This window comes from Terriglobia bacterium, from assembly GCA_036496425.1.
Classification (GTDB): Bacteria; Acidobacteriota; Terriglobia; order 20CM-2-55-15; family 20CM-2-55-15; genus 20CM-2-55-15.
Map to the genome: position 1 here is coordinate 1 of DASXLG010000340.1, position 13,039 is coordinate 13,039.

The following is a 13,039-nucleotide window of genomic DNA, read 5'->3' on the forward strand; positions in this document are numbered from 1 at the left end:
CGCAGCGCACCTTATTCGTTGAAGTTACTAACCACCCCGTCTGCGCCGCTACGGAACGGGACCTTCTTCTTTGTGGCGCGGCCACCCCGCCTTGAAAAGGCGGGGAATATCCATCTGGGCGACTTTTTGTGCAAAGCCCCCGGCCTCTCGGCCGCGGCCACAATCTCATGGCCCTATGGGCCTTCAGTCACGGGTGGACCTTCGGTCTAGCTTCGGGACATCGCATTCAACTCAACTCGACGATATGCGGTCGAGGGGCCGTCCCAGGAAAAGCTTCCCGGATAAAAGAGGTGCGCCAGAAGTTCAGCGCCGTCAATGACCCGCGGGCCGGGGCGGGCAAAATAGGAGTTGGCATCCACGGCGTATACGCGATTATTGCGGACCGCGGCCAGATCCTGCCATCCTTCGTATTCGCAGAGTTTCGCCGTTTCCTGAACCACCTTCTCGATATGGAAGCCGCACGGAATGACGACCAGGACCTCGGGATTCCACTTGCGAACGTCGTCCCAGGAGATGCGCACTGAATCGGAGCCTTCCCTGCCCAGCGTGTCGCTGCCTCCGGCGATCTTCACGAGCTCGGGAACCCAGTGGCCGCTGCAAAAAATCGGATTCAGCCATTCCATGCAGAAGACCCGCGGACGCGTGGACAACTCCCCTGTCCGCGTCTTGATCTTCTCGAGGCGTTGGCGACCAGACGCAATCACTTCTTCAGCCCGCCGCTGCCGGCCCGTGGCCTGGCCCAGGGCGCGGATGTTGTCCTCGATTCCGGCCAGGGACTTCGGCGTCATCCAGATAATTTCCGGCTTCTTCGGCAACACCTTCAAAGCCTGAGAAAGCTCGTTACCGGAGGGGGCACACACCTGGCAGAGATCCTGGGTGATGATGATGTCGGGTTCGAGATCGCGCAGGAGGTTTTCGTCGACCTGATAGAGACTCTCTCCGTCCCGGAGGCGCTGTGTAACGGCCTCATCGATCTCCCGCTGCGTCAGTGTCTCCAGCGGAAGAACGTTCCTGACGACAACGGGTTTGGATTGCACCTCGGGAGGGTAATCGCACTCGTGCGTCACCCCGACGAGTTGATCACCGAGGCCGAGAGCACAAACCATTTCGGAGGCCGAGGGAAGGAACGACACAATCCGCATCTGGGAATGGTATCAGTGGCCTGCAGGCGCGGTCTATGACCGCGCAATTTTCCCCGCCTTTCCAAGGCGGGGTGGCTGCGCCACTAATAAAATGGGCCCCTTCCTTAGAAGCGCAGACGGGGCGGTTAGTAAATTCCAAAACAATAAGGAGGCTCCGCGACCTATTACCAACCACCCCGTCCTCGCGTTCTAACGGTTTGATCGCTCGGCCACCCCTCCTTGAAAACGGAGGGGAATGACACCCCAACTCAGGTGGGGAGTAGCGCGAGCACTTTCACAATCACGTCGTAAACGTAATTCAGATCCGCCGGGGTGATGACATAGGGCGGCACCGTATAGATGATGTTTCCTAACGGCCTCAGCAAGACTCCCTGTTCCAGAAAGAAAGGATAAAGACGGGTACGGAGTTCCGAAAGATATCCGGCATCTCCGGCTTTCAGCTCGATCGCGGCGATGGTGCCGAGCATTCGAACGGCGGCTACCGAAGGATGGTCCTTAAGAGCCTCCAGACGCTGCGCATGAATGCGTTCGATCGCGGCAATGCGATCAAACACCGGTTCGCTCTCGAAGATCTGCAGGCTCGCGATGGCCGCCGCGCATCCCAGCGGGTTGCCGGAAAACGAATGGCCGTGGAAAAAGGTGCGCGAGCGATCCTTGCTGTAGAACGCCTGATAGATGTTCTCCGTGCAGACCGTGGCGGCGAGCGGCAGAAACCCGCTGGTGAGGCCTTTCGAGAGACACATCATGTCCGGCTGAACGCCGGCATGATCGCATGCAAACATCCGGCCGGTTCTGCCGAAGCCGGTGAAGACTTCGTCTGCGATAAAAAGCACATCATGCGCGGCGCACAGTTCGCGATACCGGCGCAACAGATCGGCCGAATAAACCAGCATGCCGCCGGCGCCCTGCACCAGCGGCTCGACGATCATTGCGGCAATCTCCTGATGCTTCGATTCGAACATTCGTTCCAGCTCCCCGGCGTCGCGAATGCAGAGCGACGGAATGCGCAGCGAACGGAATGCCGCGGTGAACGGCGAATCATCGCTCACCGACATCGCGCCGATGGTGTCGCCGTGATAGGCGTGCTCGAGCGCCACAATCCGATGTTTCTCCGGACGGCCGAGATTGTGCCAATACTGAACCGCCATCTTCATCGCGACTTCGACCGCGGTCGAGCCATTGTCTGAAAAGAACAGACGCGTCAGGGATGCGGGAAGAACTTTTGCAAGCCTGGCGCTGAGCTCTTCGGCGGGCTCGTGCGTGAAGCCGGCGAAGATCACATGCTCGAGCTTGCGGGCCTGAGCCGCGATCGCTTCCGCGATAAGCGGGTGCGAATGACCATGGATGTTCACCCACCAGGAGGAAATCGCGTCGATCAAACGGCGGCCGTCACGAGTGTAGAGATAGGCTCCCTCGCCGCGGTCGATTGCGATTGGGGTTGCGTCGGTCGCTTCCTGAGTATAAGGATGCCAGATCTTCATGCGAATGCCCGGGGGTCGAAGTGGATATTAAAGATGGCTCGAAGTGTTTCGCGGTCGATGCGGTCGAGCCACGGGATCCAGCCGATGACGGGGACGTTGCCGTAGCGCTCGACGGCGCGGCGGTTATCGCTGTTTTCGGCGCCGATCATGACGACTCCGGTGATTGGAAGCTTCGCGTTCCGGATCGCGGCGATCGTCAGAAGCGTGTGGTTGATGGTGCCGAGTGCGGTACGGCTCGCGATGACGAGTGGTGCATTCAAGTGACGCGCGAGATCCAGCATGAAGGAATCGGAGTTGATCGGGACGAGTACTCCGCCGGCGCCCTCGATGACGAGGGAATTTGGGGTGGCCGGCCGCTGGATGGATTTGAAGTCGATCTTCACGCCTTTCCACTCGGCCGCGAGATGAGGCGAAACCGGAGGATCGAAGATATAGGCTTCCGGATGCGCGCGCTCCGGCGCGATACCGGCTAATTGAAGGACGGTCTGGCGATCTGTGCCTTCGCCGGAACCGGTTTGGATGGGCTTCCAGTAATCGCGGTTCAGGGCCGCCACCAGCAGGGATGAGAGCATGGTTTTGCCGATGCCGGTGTCTGTGCCGGTGACAAATAGATCCGTCATGCGGCTCCAGTCCCCGCCTTTCCAAGGCGGGGTGGCTGCGCCATCAAATGATGGTCCCGTTCCTTAACGGCGCAGACGGGGCGGTTAGTAATAAGGAGGCTTCGCGACCTTTTACCAACCACCCCGTCCTCGCGTTCTAACGGTTTGATCGCTCGGCCACCCCTCCTTGAAAACGGAGGGGAATGTTCGCTAAACCACACCTGCAACACCTGCAAGAATCGTTTCTACAAATCGATCAAGCTCTTTCACCCGCAGCCGCGCATTCAGCGATACTCTCAGGCGTGCGGTGCCGGCCGGCACCGTCGGCGGTCGAATCGCTCGGATCGCGAAGCCGGCCGTTTGAGCGGCCGCCGCAAACTGCAGCGCCGTTTCATTGCTGCCGAGAATCACCGGCACAATCTGCGAATCACTTCGGCCGATATCAAAACCCGCGGCTCGAAGCCTCTCCCGCAGATGCCGGCTCAGTATCTCCAGCCGCGAACGCTCCACATCCGCGTCCCCCACCAGCCGGATCGCTTCACGAACATGCGCCGAGCAATACGGCGGCAGCGCCGTCGAGAAGATAAACGTGCGGGCGTGATTGATCAGATACTCGCGCAGCGTGCGGGACCCTGCGACAAATGCGCCCATCGACGCGAGAGCCTTGCCGCAGGGGTATACAGCCGCGAGGACATCCGACTGCCGGCGCAGTTCCACGCCCACCGAGTGTGCCGCATCGACGATCAATGAGGCGCCGGACCGCGCGCAGATCGCCGCCAGATCCTCCAGCGGCGCGTGGTCACCGTCCATGCTGAAGATACTTTCGACAACAACAACCTTGCGCGCAGCGCCAGCATTCTTCCGCAATGCCTCTTCCAGAAAATTCAAATCGAGGTGCGGAAAGATCACCTTCTGCGCCTTCGACAGCCGGATGCCGTCGATCAGGCTGGCGTGATTCGAGGCATCGGAGAACACGATATCCTCCGGTTTCAGCACGGAGCTGAGCAGCCCAACGTTGGCGGCATAACCCGACGGGAAATACAACGCCGCCTCGGCGCCCACGAACGCGGCAAACTCGGCCTCCAGCTCTTCCCAGCGCGGGTGATTCCCGGAGAGCAACCGCGAGCCCGTCGCAGCGAATCGATCGTCTTCCTCGAGCCCCCGCACGACAGCCTGTTCCAGGCGCGGGTGGCCCGACAGTCCGAGATAATCATTGGAATTCAGCTGAACTCCGGCGGGAGTCGCCAACTCGCGGAACTGATCGGCCGCGCGCAGCGCAGCCAGTTCCGCTTTCATGCGGTCAAGCATGAGTCGCCGGCCTGAGATGGAGATCCTGCAGCAGAAGCTCGTCCTCATCGCGCCCGGGATTCGGCGTGGTCAGCAATTTATCGCCGACGAAAATGGAATTGGCTCCTGCCATGAAACATAGCGCGATGGCTTCGCGGCTCAGCGACCGGCGGCCGGCGCTCAATCGCACCCGCGACGAAGGCATCAGCGTTCTCGCGGCGGCGATCGTCCGGACCATGACCAGGGGATCCACAGCTTCCGCCTCGCCGAGCGGCGTGCCTTCGACCCGCACGAGCAGGTTGATCGGAACGCTCTCGGGATGCGGCGTCAGCGTCGCCAGCTGGTGCAACAATCCAATGCGATCCTCATCCGATTCGCCCATGCCGATAATGCCGCCGCAGCAGACGGTGATTCCGGCCTTGCGCACATGGTCCAGCGTTTGCAGACGGTCGTCGTAATTTCGCGTCGTGATGATCTGGCCGTAGAACTCGGCGGAAGTATCGAGATTGTGGTTGTAGGCGTAAAGCCCGGCCTCGGCGAGACGCCGCGCCTGCGGCTCGTTCAACATACCGAGCGTGCAGCAGACTTCCATGCCCAGCGACGACACACCGCGAACCATATCGAGGACCGATTCAAATTCCGGCCCGTCGTTCACCTGCCGCCACGCCGCTCCCATGCAGAATCGCGTAACGCCCTGTTCCCGGGCTTCCCTGGCGGTCTGCAGAACATGGTCGAGCGAAAGGAGATTCTCGTGTCCGAGACCGGTGTCGTAATGCGCGCTTTGCGGACAGTACGCGCAGTCTTCCGGACAGCCACCGGTCTTGATCGAAAGCAGCTGGCAGAGCTGGACTTCGTTGGGCTTGAAGTACTGCCGGTGGATCGCCTGCGCCGAAAACACCGCGTCTATAAAAGGTCTGTTAAAAATAGCTCGGACCTCGTCCCGGGTCCAGTCGTGCCGTAGTCCATTCGTTTGCATGTTTGAGATTATAAACGGTCCCGAGCCAGCGAGGAATTTGGTAGGATAAGTGTTTGCTATGCCGTTAAGACGAGAGTATGTACAACTCCTGTCCAGAAAGATCGCCGAGGAACTCGTTGAACACGAAATGATCGAGCTCCCGGAAGGCTACGGTCTGGCCGAACAGCTTTTCCAGATCATAGACGACGAGATCAATCTGGAAGACCGGATCAACGATGAAGTGCGGCTGCTCCTCAACCAGTATCAGGACCAGATGCGGCAGAGCGGCGCTTCCTATCAGGAAATGTTCAAACTCATCAAAAACAAGCTGGTCCGCGAGCGAAAGTTGGTGCTGTGAGACTGTCTCGCGAAAAGGTGAATCTGCTTTCTCACCTCGTCAGCGACAAGCTGGCCTCGATGGACGACGTCGAATTTATCGAGGACCGCAATACGATCCGGCTGGCTGTCGTCGATATCCTCATGAAATGGCTTAAAAAAGAAGAAGACATCGATAAAGCCGCCCGCCACAAGATCGAAGGCCAGAAGCGCGGTATTCCGGAAGGCAGCGCGGAATGGGAAATCCTCTTTCGCAAGTACTACGAAGAGGAAATGCGCAATATCGTCTGACTTCACATCACACACCATTTCTTAAAAAACGGCACTCCGCGTGCATCGCCACTGGTGTATGACTCCGGAAATGCGGCAGTTCACGCGGCGTGTGTTCGCTGCCGTACTGATTATCGGGCTGGCCGCCGCGGTGATCTATTCCGTTGAAATCCTGCTGCTCACGTTCGCGGGCATCCTCCTGGCACTCCTTCTGCGGGCTTCGGGCACCTGGCTACGCGACCGGACCCGGCTGTCCACGAGCTGGGCCATGGCTCTGGTTCTTGCTGGATTCGTCGCGCTCTTCTTCGGAACTATCCTGACCTTCGGGGTCCAGATTGCCCATCAAACCGATCAGCTGTTTCTCGCCATATCCCAGGCCTACCTCCAATTTCACGACAAGCTGGCGCAGTTCCATGTTGCCGGCGGCTTCGCTGCCGGCGGCTTGAATCTGGAGACTCCCGCCAGGGCGGCAGCTCCGCACATTTTCCGGATTGCCGCTTCGATGGTGCTGGTTCTTTTTCTGGGCGTCTATCTATCGACCAGCCCTGAACTCTACACCGACTTGTTTCTCAGCTTTTTCGGGAGGCCGCTTCAGGGCCGCATCGCCGGTCTGCTCGACTCGATCGCGGCCGCCTTGCGATGGTGGCTTGCGGGACAACTGATCTCGATGGCTATCGTGGGAGGTCTCACCATCACCGGCATGCTGCTCGTCGGCGCTCCGATGGCAATCCCGCTGGGCGTGATGGCGGCGCTTCTGACCTTCGTGCCCTTCGTGGGATCGATCCTGTCGGCGGTTCCCGCGGTGTTACTGGCATTCACCAGAAGCCCGCAAATGGCCCTTTGGGTGGTGCTGATATATCTCGTCGCGCATGTCGTGGAGGGCTACATCGTCAGCCCGATGGTCCAGCAGCGCCTGGTCTATTTGCCGCCCGCACTGATACTGGCCGTGCAATTCCTGATGGACCTGTTCGCCGGAACCATCGGCGTCATGTTCGCGACGCCCCTGATGGTTGTGGGCATGGTTTTGATCAAGGAGCTCTATTTCAAGCAGGAATGGACGGAGGAAGCGGCTTAAGACTATTGGATCGCAAATTTTCGTCTGACGATGAGAATACCGAGGCCCAGCAATCCTGTGCCCAGCAAAAGCCAGCTGCCGGGTTCCGGAACCGAAGGTGGAACGCCATCAAAACCCGTGACCAGACCAAAATCGGCGTCTACCATGTTTACTGTTCCAGTGCTGGCGGTCGAGAATTGCCACACCCGCCCTATATCACTGCTGCCGCCCCTATCGAAGAAAATCGGGTTGCCGTCCGGCTCGGTGACCCCTGCAGCGTCCACGGTCAATAAAAGATTGTTGTTCAACGATGGGTTGTAAAGGAACGGCGTCATCAAGCTGATCGTCAGAGTGTCGCCAAACGCCCATGGTTGAGACAGATTGCCGGAGAACACCTGGGTGTTGCCGGCTCCGATATTGCTTGCGAACGTTGAGCCGAGTGAAGCGGGACCGGCGGTTGTAGTGGATAGCGATATCGTCCAGGTACCCGAGTTCATCGCCGTTGCAAAGTTGTCAAATTCCGTATTGAAAAACTCGATATCCTTAATGACTATAGGACCACTGAACGCATCGCTGCTGTAGACCTGCTGGTATAACCCCGCGTAAGCGCAGCCAAATGGAATACAGTTGTCGTCAACGGCGGGTAATCCAACAATCGGATCGGCGAGGGCGGGAACAGCTGCGAACACTCCAATCAACAATACAAACACGAAACCCAACGAAGCTCTTCTCTTCACAAATCGACGCCTTCCTTGACGTACCGCCTGGACAGCGGCTGGTAACTCGTGGCAAATACTTTGCCACTTCTTTTTTTTAGCTCACGTATGGCGTTTCAGCAACTCCTTATTTGGTCGCGTTCAGTTCAATTCGCTTGAGAGAATTACCGCCTCGGCGATCTCGCGCATCGACCGGCGGGTCTTCATGCTTTGCTGCTGGAGGCGCTTGTAGGCTTCTTCCTCGCTGAGGTTGGCCTGGCGTTGCAGAATGCTCTTGGCGCGTTCGACAAGCTTCCGGGTCAGGAGGGCTTCCTGGCTTTCCTGGATGGCCACGTTCAATTTCGTGTTTTCGAAGGCGAGGGCAACCTGGTCGGCCACGGTGGACAGCAGCCGCAAGTCTTCGTTTGAGAAGGCGCGTTCGTGTTCGGAATAGACGTTGAGCACGCCGATGACATGGCCTTTCAGGATCATCGGGACGGACAGCAGCGAGCGAATCCCTTCTTTCGTAGCGAGCTCGGGATATTGATACCCTTCCTGCTTGGTCACGTCCCGCACCATCAGGGGCGCCTTTTCTTTAACGACGCGGCTGATCAGACTGTTTCCGATTTTCAGGTTCGGTTTCCGCCAGTACTCTTCGCTCGAGGACTTTGCCGCTTTGATCACCAGTTCGTTCTTCTGAGCGTCGACCAGCATGATCGAGCAGACCCGCGCCTGCATCATCTTCGCGATGATATTGACGACGAGCTGCAGCACATCTTCCAGGTATTTGCCCGAGGCGATGATCTGTCCAACCTCGGCGAGCGTCGATATCTGCGTCGAGCGCAGCGAGGTTTCCTGGTACAGGCGCGCATTTTCGATTGCGCCCCCCACCTGATGGCCGAGAATGGAGAGCAGAGTCATCTCGGCATCGCTGTGGCGATGCGCTTTGCGGTGCTGGACATTGATGACGCCGATCACCCTGTCGGTCGGCGGTGCGACGATCGGCACGGACAGAAAGGCTTCGTAACGGTCTTCCGGCAGCGTCTGAAAGACCTTGAAGCGGGGATCCTTGCTGGCATGCCGCTGAATGGCGACCGGTTGAACTTCCTTCGCAACCCAGCCGGTGATTCCCTCTCCGACCCGCATCGCAATTTTTCCGATCAACCGGGGGTGCGGATTCTTCGACGCTCGCAGCACGAGGTTATTGCCCGCCTCATCAATCAGGTAAATCAGGCACGCGTCGCCGTGGGTGACGTCGATGACGAGATCGACGATCTGCCTCAGAACCTGATCGAGGTCCAGCGTCGAGCTGATGGATTGGCTGATCTGATGCAGGATCCGCAGTTCCTGGCCCGCCAGGTCCAGCGTCTTCTGAATGGTCTCAATAGGGTTGTTGTTGCGAGCCATGGATGCCGATCGATGTGCGTCCCGTCACCGGGCGCAAGGACGGGCCTGGAGCTTCGAGGCCTTATCGAAAGCTTCTTGCGCCTCACGATCATAGCCCAGCTCGTAATACACGAAGCCCAGATTCAGATAGGTTTGCGGATTGTTGGGGTCCAGACGCAACGACTCCTTGTAGGCACGAAGAGCTTCATTCCACCGGCCCTGCTTCGACAACTCCAGTCCCCGGCGGAAGTAATCATCACTGCTGGAGGATTGTGTCCCCGCCTGATTCATAACCTGAGAGTTTACCGCATTACGCAATTTTCGAAACCTTCAGTTTATTCAATATGGGAGGTCGACCGTGAGAATCGCCCCCAGCCCTTCGCCGGCGCTTTCGGCGCGTACGGCGCCGCCGTGGCGTTCGACGATATAGCGGACAATCGAGAGGCCTGCGCCGAGGCCGCCGTGCATTCTGGTGGTGAAACTCCCCGCCTGGCGGAATCTCTCGAAAATGTGGGGCAGAAATTCGGAACTGATTCCCACGCCCGTGTCACGGATCTGGATGTGCGCCCAGCCGGGCGAATTGGTCAGCCGCACTTCGATGGAGCCGCCCTGGCCGGTGAATTTGATGGCATTCGACAGCAGATTCCAGATCACCTGCTGAATCCGATCGCGATCGCACCAGATCAGGCGCTTCGGGTCCTCCAGCGACGCTCGGAGGCCGATGCCAAGCGCTTCCGTCGACGGCCGCACCACGTCGATCGCACTCTGAATGATCGACAGGAGATCCGCCGGCTGCCGGTTGAAGTCCATCTTGCCTGTCGTGATTCGCGAAATATCCAGCAGCTCTTCCACGATCCGCGCCTGGGCGCGGGCATTCCGCTCGATCATGTCGAGCGAGGTCTGCAGATCTTCATCCTGCGGCCGGGAACCGCGCAGCTTGTAGACGGCTCCCAGAATAGGAGTCATCGGTGTCCTCAACTCGTGCGAAACCATCGCCAAAAAGTCATCCTTCAATCGATTCGCCTCGAGTTCTTTCATATAGAGCGTGGCATTATCCAGCGCGATGGCGGCGCGGTCGGCGAGATCTTCGGCAAGCGCCAGGTCGAACAGGTTGTATTGCCGGCCGGAGCGTTCGAGCTCCAGATAAAGGGCGCCTACGGTTTTTCCGCGGATGTTGAGGGGGACGCACATGCTGCGGTCATGAAGCTGAGCCTGCCCTGTCCGGATGACCTCCGCATTGTCGCCGCAATCTATTTTCCAGAGAGCCTGCTCCTTGTCGGCATGGAGATGTGCAATGGCGATCCTTTTGACCGATCCGTCTTCCTGAACGATGTCGACCGCCGATCCGTCGGCCAGATGCGGCAGGCTGGCGCGCGCCAGGGTCCAGAGTGTTATCTCATAGTCCAGCGACATGCCGAGCACGGAGCTGGCCTCATATAAAAAATGTTGCGCGTCTTCGAGCTGCCTCCGCTCGGAGGTCAGTTCCGCCGTCCTCTCCGCGACCACGTGCTCGAGTTGTTTCTGCGTTTCACTCGCCGCGGCCTCGGCGCGTTTTCGCTGAGTGATATCGATGATCGCGGTGCGGAACTGTAACGTATGGCGGTCCGCATCCTGCGTCACCACCGTAAACAGCTGGACAGTGGTTTTCTCGCCGCGAAGAGGGTTCAGCAGCAATTCCGTGCTGCGCTTCTGCCGGCTCCACTTACACCGGCTGAGATGCTCCTTGAAGCGCTGAACGTCGCCCTCCGGTATGAAATCCGTGAAGGACCGGCCGACCAGCTTATGCGGGTTTTCGCCGAGCAGCTTTCCGCCGGTGATGTTGATTTCTTCGATGATGCCTCGTTCATCGAGGCTCGCATAACCGATGGGCGAAAAATCGTAGAGATCGGCATAACGCATTCTCGAGTGGGCGAGTTGTTGCTGGGTTTCACGGAGCTCCCGATTCTGGATTTCGAGCTCGAGGTGCTGCACCTGCAGTTCCTTGATGAGGTCGCGATTGCTGTCCTCTTCAAGCGCCTGCAGCGCGGTAAACAATTCGTTGGTGGTCATCCGTTCGTGCGACATTGTATTAACAAAAAAGCCCGGAAACCGCTGTCAGCTCCGGGCCGAATCTTTGAGGCGACGCCTGTCCACTATGCCGTACGGCGTTTAGTGATGTCCTCGTCGCTGGTAAATTTCTGGCCCTCGTCAAAGTTCATGGTTTTCTTCTTCTTGTCCTGGCCCTGCGCCTCGGTCTGCCGCGGCTGCTCTTCTTTCTTCATGCTTTTGACGTTGTCGTGCATACGTTGCCTGTCGGAAGGATTTTTGCTCATTCTTCAACTCCTGAAAGGCTTTGTGCCTTTAATGTTTTAGACGGCTGGAGAGCAGCTTCGTTCCACACCGGAACTCTATGTCACTGCAATGGAAAGGGTATGCAGCAGAAGGCCGCGGCGCCGCGGCGCATATCTCGTTTAAGGCCATGAAGAAGCCTGTTTGGCCGGGCGTGTGCACCTCCGGCGTAGGCGCCGGTCTTACACGACGGCGTGCGGAGGGGACAATGTGGAAGATTCCCGCACTGGCAGCCGTGTTGTCGATTGCAACGGCCTTTACCGCAACACCTCAACAATCCAGGTATCAGTTGAAAAACGGGGACACCCTGGATCTGACCTTCGTTTACGTCCCCGAATTCAACCAGACGGTCAGCATTCAGCCGGACGGCTTCGTTTCGTTGCGCGCCGTAGGCGATGTCCGGGCCGGCGGACTGACGATTCCCGAACTGACGAAGGCCATCGAAGCGAAATACACGGACATCATGAAACAGCCCGAGGTCAACGTCGAGATCAAGGATTTCGAAAAGCCCTTTTTTCTCGCTCAGGGCGAAGTGCAGAAGCCGGGCAAATACGATCTCCGCAGCGATATTAAATTGAGCGAAGCCGTCGCCATCGCGGGCGGCCTGACCCCGAATGCGAAACACTCACAGGTTCTTCTTTTCCGGCGAACGCACGGCGATTCCGTTAGCGTGAGAGAAATCGATCTGAAAAAAGTGCTTTCCGGAAAGAATCTCGCCAGTGATGTGAGGATTCAGGCCGGCGACATGGTGGTGGTGCCGAAGAGCCGGATCTCCAATGTGAAGGAATATGCCCAGATGCTCTACTGGCATTTTCCGCTTCCCTGATTCAATACGGAGAAAGAACCTATGAACACAATCACACTGCGCGAGGCTGTCGCCATCGCGTTTCGCCGGAAGCACATCATCGGCTTCTCGTTCCTCGGAATATTCGGCCTGATCGCCCTTCTTTTGTCGTTCGTGCCGAACACATATGACGCCGAAATGAAGATTCTGGTCAAACAGACGCGCGTCGATCCATTGGTCTCGCCCAATCCGGAACAGCCGGAGCGCGTCGGGAATCTCACGGAGCAGGATCTGGAATCCGAGGCAGAACTGCTCAAAAGCCGCGACGTCCTCGAAGGCGCCGCGGGACAGTGCGCCGTGCAGAAGCCCGGCCTCGATGTCTGGTCCTTCGTTCCGGTCGTCAATGCCTTCGCGGCCGCCGCTCCCGCGCGCGAAACCGATCTGCTCGCCGTCACGAAAGCGGCGCACGATCTCGCGGAGAATATGAATATCGTTCCGCTGAAGAATTCCGCCATCATTTCCGTCAATTACTCGTCGGCCAACCCGGCGCAGGCCTCCTGCATCCTGAAAGCAGTCGGAAAACTCTACATGGATAAACACCTCGCCGTGCATCGGCCAGGTGGCGCGTTTCAGTTCTTCAAACAGGAAGCCGACCGCTACAAGGACGAGCTGGAAGGTATCGAGACACAGCTCGCTTCGTTCGGACAGGAACAGCAACTCGT

Annotated in this window: 15 protein-coding genes; 5 read left to right on the forward strand and 10 right to left on the reverse strand. The window is 58.4% G+C overall.

The features are described 5' to 3' along the window. Positions 1-206: 206 nt before the first annotated feature. The 5 genes from VGK48_24640 to bioB all read right to left on the reverse strand — a co-directional run bounded on the left by VGK48_24640 (position 207) and on the right by bioB (position 5,485). Positions 207-1,142: a cobalamin-binding protein gene (locus VGK48_24640; GenBank protein HEY2384377.1), complete on the reverse strand. Its 936-nt coding sequence runs from the start codon at positions 1,140-1,142 to the stop codon at positions 207-209. A 248-nt stretch (positions 1,143-1,390) separates the two neighbouring features. Further along, positions 1,391-2,623 (reverse strand): adenosylmethionine--8-amino-7-oxononanoate transaminase, encoded by a 1,233-nt coding sequence (bioA, locus tag VGK48_24645; GenBank protein HEY2384378.1) that lies wholly within the window; start codon positions 2,621-2,623, stop codon positions 1,391-1,393. Continuing rightward, positions 2,620-3,243 carry a dethiobiotin synthase gene (gene bioD / locus VGK48_24650; protein ID HEY2384379.1) on the reverse strand — a complete coding sequence of 208 codons (624 nt, stop codon included), beginning with the start codon at positions 3,241-3,243 and terminating at the stop codon, positions 2,620-2,622. Before bioD ends, bioA begins: the two co-directional genes overlap by 4 nt. Before the next feature lie 189 nt (positions 3,244-3,432). Beyond that, positions 3,433-4,518, reverse strand: a complete 1,086-nt coding sequence (locus VGK48_24655; GenBank protein HEY2384380.1) for an 8-amino-7-oxononanoate synthase — start codon at positions 4,516-4,518, stop codon at positions 3,433-3,435. Positions 4,519-4,522: 4 nt separating this feature from the next. Further along, complete coding sequence (bioB, locus tag VGK48_24660) at positions 4,523-5,485, reverse strand: biotin synthase BioB (GenBank protein ID HEY2384381.1); 963 nt, start codon at positions 5,483-5,485, stop codon at positions 4,523-4,525. Between the two features lie 58 nt (positions 5,486-5,543). On the opposite strand from bioB, the gene VGK48_24665 reads away from it, so the two are divergent. Genes VGK48_24665 through VGK48_24675 form a run of 3 tightly spaced genes read left to right on the forward strand, consistent with a single transcriptional unit; the run spans position 5,544 to position 7,145 of the window. Then, positions 5,544-5,822: a DUF507 family protein gene (locus VGK48_24665; GenBank protein HEY2384382.1), complete on the forward strand. Its 279-nt coding sequence runs from the start codon at positions 5,544-5,546 to the stop codon at positions 5,820-5,822. Further along, positions 5,819-6,091: a DUF507 family protein gene (locus VGK48_24670; GenBank protein ID HEY2384383.1), complete on the forward strand. Its 273-nt coding sequence runs from the start codon at positions 5,819-5,821 to the stop codon at positions 6,089-6,091. The genes VGK48_24665 and VGK48_24670 overlap by 4 nt, the downstream gene beginning before the upstream one ends. 58 nt (positions 6,092-6,149) lie before the next feature. Continuing rightward, entirely contained in the window at positions 6,150-7,145 is a 996-nt protein-coding gene (locus VGK48_24675) for an AI-2E family transporter (GenBank protein ID HEY2384384.1), read from the forward strand. 2 nt (positions 7,146-7,147) lie between these two features. Here the strand turns inward: VGK48_24675 and VGK48_24680 are convergent, their stop codons facing one another. From VGK48_24680 to VGK48_24700, 5 genes are all read right to left on the reverse strand, one after another. Continuing rightward, complete coding sequence (locus tag VGK48_24680; GenBank protein ID HEY2384385.1) at positions 7,148-7,861, reverse strand: PEP-CTERM sorting domain-containing protein; 714 nt, start codon at positions 7,859-7,861, stop codon at positions 7,148-7,150. A 120-nt stretch (positions 7,862-7,981) separates the two neighbouring features. Beyond that, the gene (locus VGK48_24685) at positions 7,982-9,226 is read right to left on the reverse strand and encodes a GAF and ANTAR domain-containing protein (protein ID HEY2384386.1); all 1,245 of its coding nucleotides are present in this window, start codon (positions 9,224-9,226) and stop codon (positions 7,982-7,984) included. Between the two features lie 24 nt (positions 9,227-9,250). Continuing rightward, entirely contained in the window at positions 9,251-9,496 is a 246-nt protein-coding gene (locus VGK48_24690; protein ID HEY2384387.1) for a tetratricopeptide repeat protein, read from the reverse strand. A gap of 48 nt (positions 9,497-9,544) precedes the next feature. Beyond that, positions 9,545-11,269 (reverse strand): ATP-binding protein, encoded by a 1,725-nt coding sequence (locus tag VGK48_24695; GenBank protein ID HEY2384388.1) that lies wholly within the window; start codon positions 11,267-11,269, stop codon positions 9,545-9,547. A gap of 68 nt (positions 11,270-11,337) precedes the next feature. Then, positions 11,338-11,517 carry a hypothetical protein gene (locus VGK48_24700; GenBank protein HEY2384389.1) on the reverse strand — a complete coding sequence of 60 codons (180 nt, stop codon included), beginning with the start codon at positions 11,515-11,517 and terminating at the stop codon, positions 11,338-11,340. Positions 11,518-11,741: 224 nt separating this feature from the next. Between VGK48_24700 and VGK48_24705 the strand changes: the two genes are divergently transcribed. Both VGK48_24705 and VGK48_24710 read left to right on the forward strand, forming a co-directional pair. Beyond that, positions 11,742-12,359: a polysaccharide biosynthesis/export family protein gene (locus VGK48_24705; GenBank protein ID HEY2384390.1), complete on the forward strand. Its 618-nt coding sequence runs from the start codon at positions 11,742-11,744 to the stop codon at positions 12,357-12,359. A gap of 21 nt (positions 12,360-12,380) precedes the next feature. Then, the coding region (locus VGK48_24710) for a Wzz/FepE/Etk N-terminal domain-containing protein (protein HEY2384391.1) at positions 12,381-13,039 on the forward strand (659 nt) is incomplete at its 3' end.

Excerpts from the sequence above, each read along its gene's own strand:
- VGK48_24640 (HEY2384377.1), bottom strand. The coding sequence starts at position 1,142 with ATGCGGATTGTGTCGTTCCTTCCCTCGGCCTCCGAAATGGTTTGTGCT.
- bioA (HEY2384378.1), bottom strand. The coding sequence starts at position 2,623 with ATGAAGATCTGGCATCCTTATACTCAGGAAGCGACCGACGCAACCCCA.
- bioD (HEY2384379.1), bottom strand. The coding sequence starts at position 3,243 with ATGACGGATCTATTTGTCACCGGCACAGACACCGGCATCGGCAAAACC.
- VGK48_24655 (HEY2384380.1), bottom strand. The coding sequence starts at position 4,518 with ATGAAAGCGGAACTGGCTGCGCTGCGCGCGGCCGATCAGTTCCGCGAG.
- bioB (HEY2384381.1), bottom strand. The coding sequence starts at position 5,485 with ATGCAAACGAATGGACTACGGCACGACTGGACCCGGGACGAGGTCCGA.
- VGK48_24665 (HEY2384382.1), top strand. The coding sequence starts at position 5,544 with ATGCCGTTAAGACGAGAGTATGTACAACTCCTGTCCAGAAAGATCGCC.
- VGK48_24675 (HEY2384384.1), top strand. The coding sequence starts at position 6,150 with ATGACTCCGGAAATGCGGCAGTTCACGCGGCGTGTGTTCGCTGCCGTA.
- VGK48_24685 (HEY2384386.1), bottom strand. The coding sequence starts at position 9,226 with ATGGCTCGCAACAACAACCCTATTGAGACCATTCAGAAGACGCTGGAC.
- VGK48_24690 (HEY2384387.1), bottom strand. The coding sequence starts at position 9,496 with ATGAATCAGGCGGGGACACAATCCTCCAGCAGTGATGATTACTTCCGC.
- VGK48_24695 (HEY2384388.1), bottom strand. The coding sequence starts at position 11,269 with ATGTCGCACGAACGGATGACCACCAACGAATTGTTTACCGCGCTGCAG.
- VGK48_24700 (HEY2384389.1), bottom strand. The coding sequence starts at position 11,517 with ATGAGCAAAAATCCTTCCGACAGGCAACGTATGCACGACAACGTCAAA.
- VGK48_24705 (HEY2384390.1), top strand. The coding sequence starts at position 11,742 with ATGTGGAAGATTCCCGCACTGGCAGCCGTGTTGTCGATTGCAACGGCC.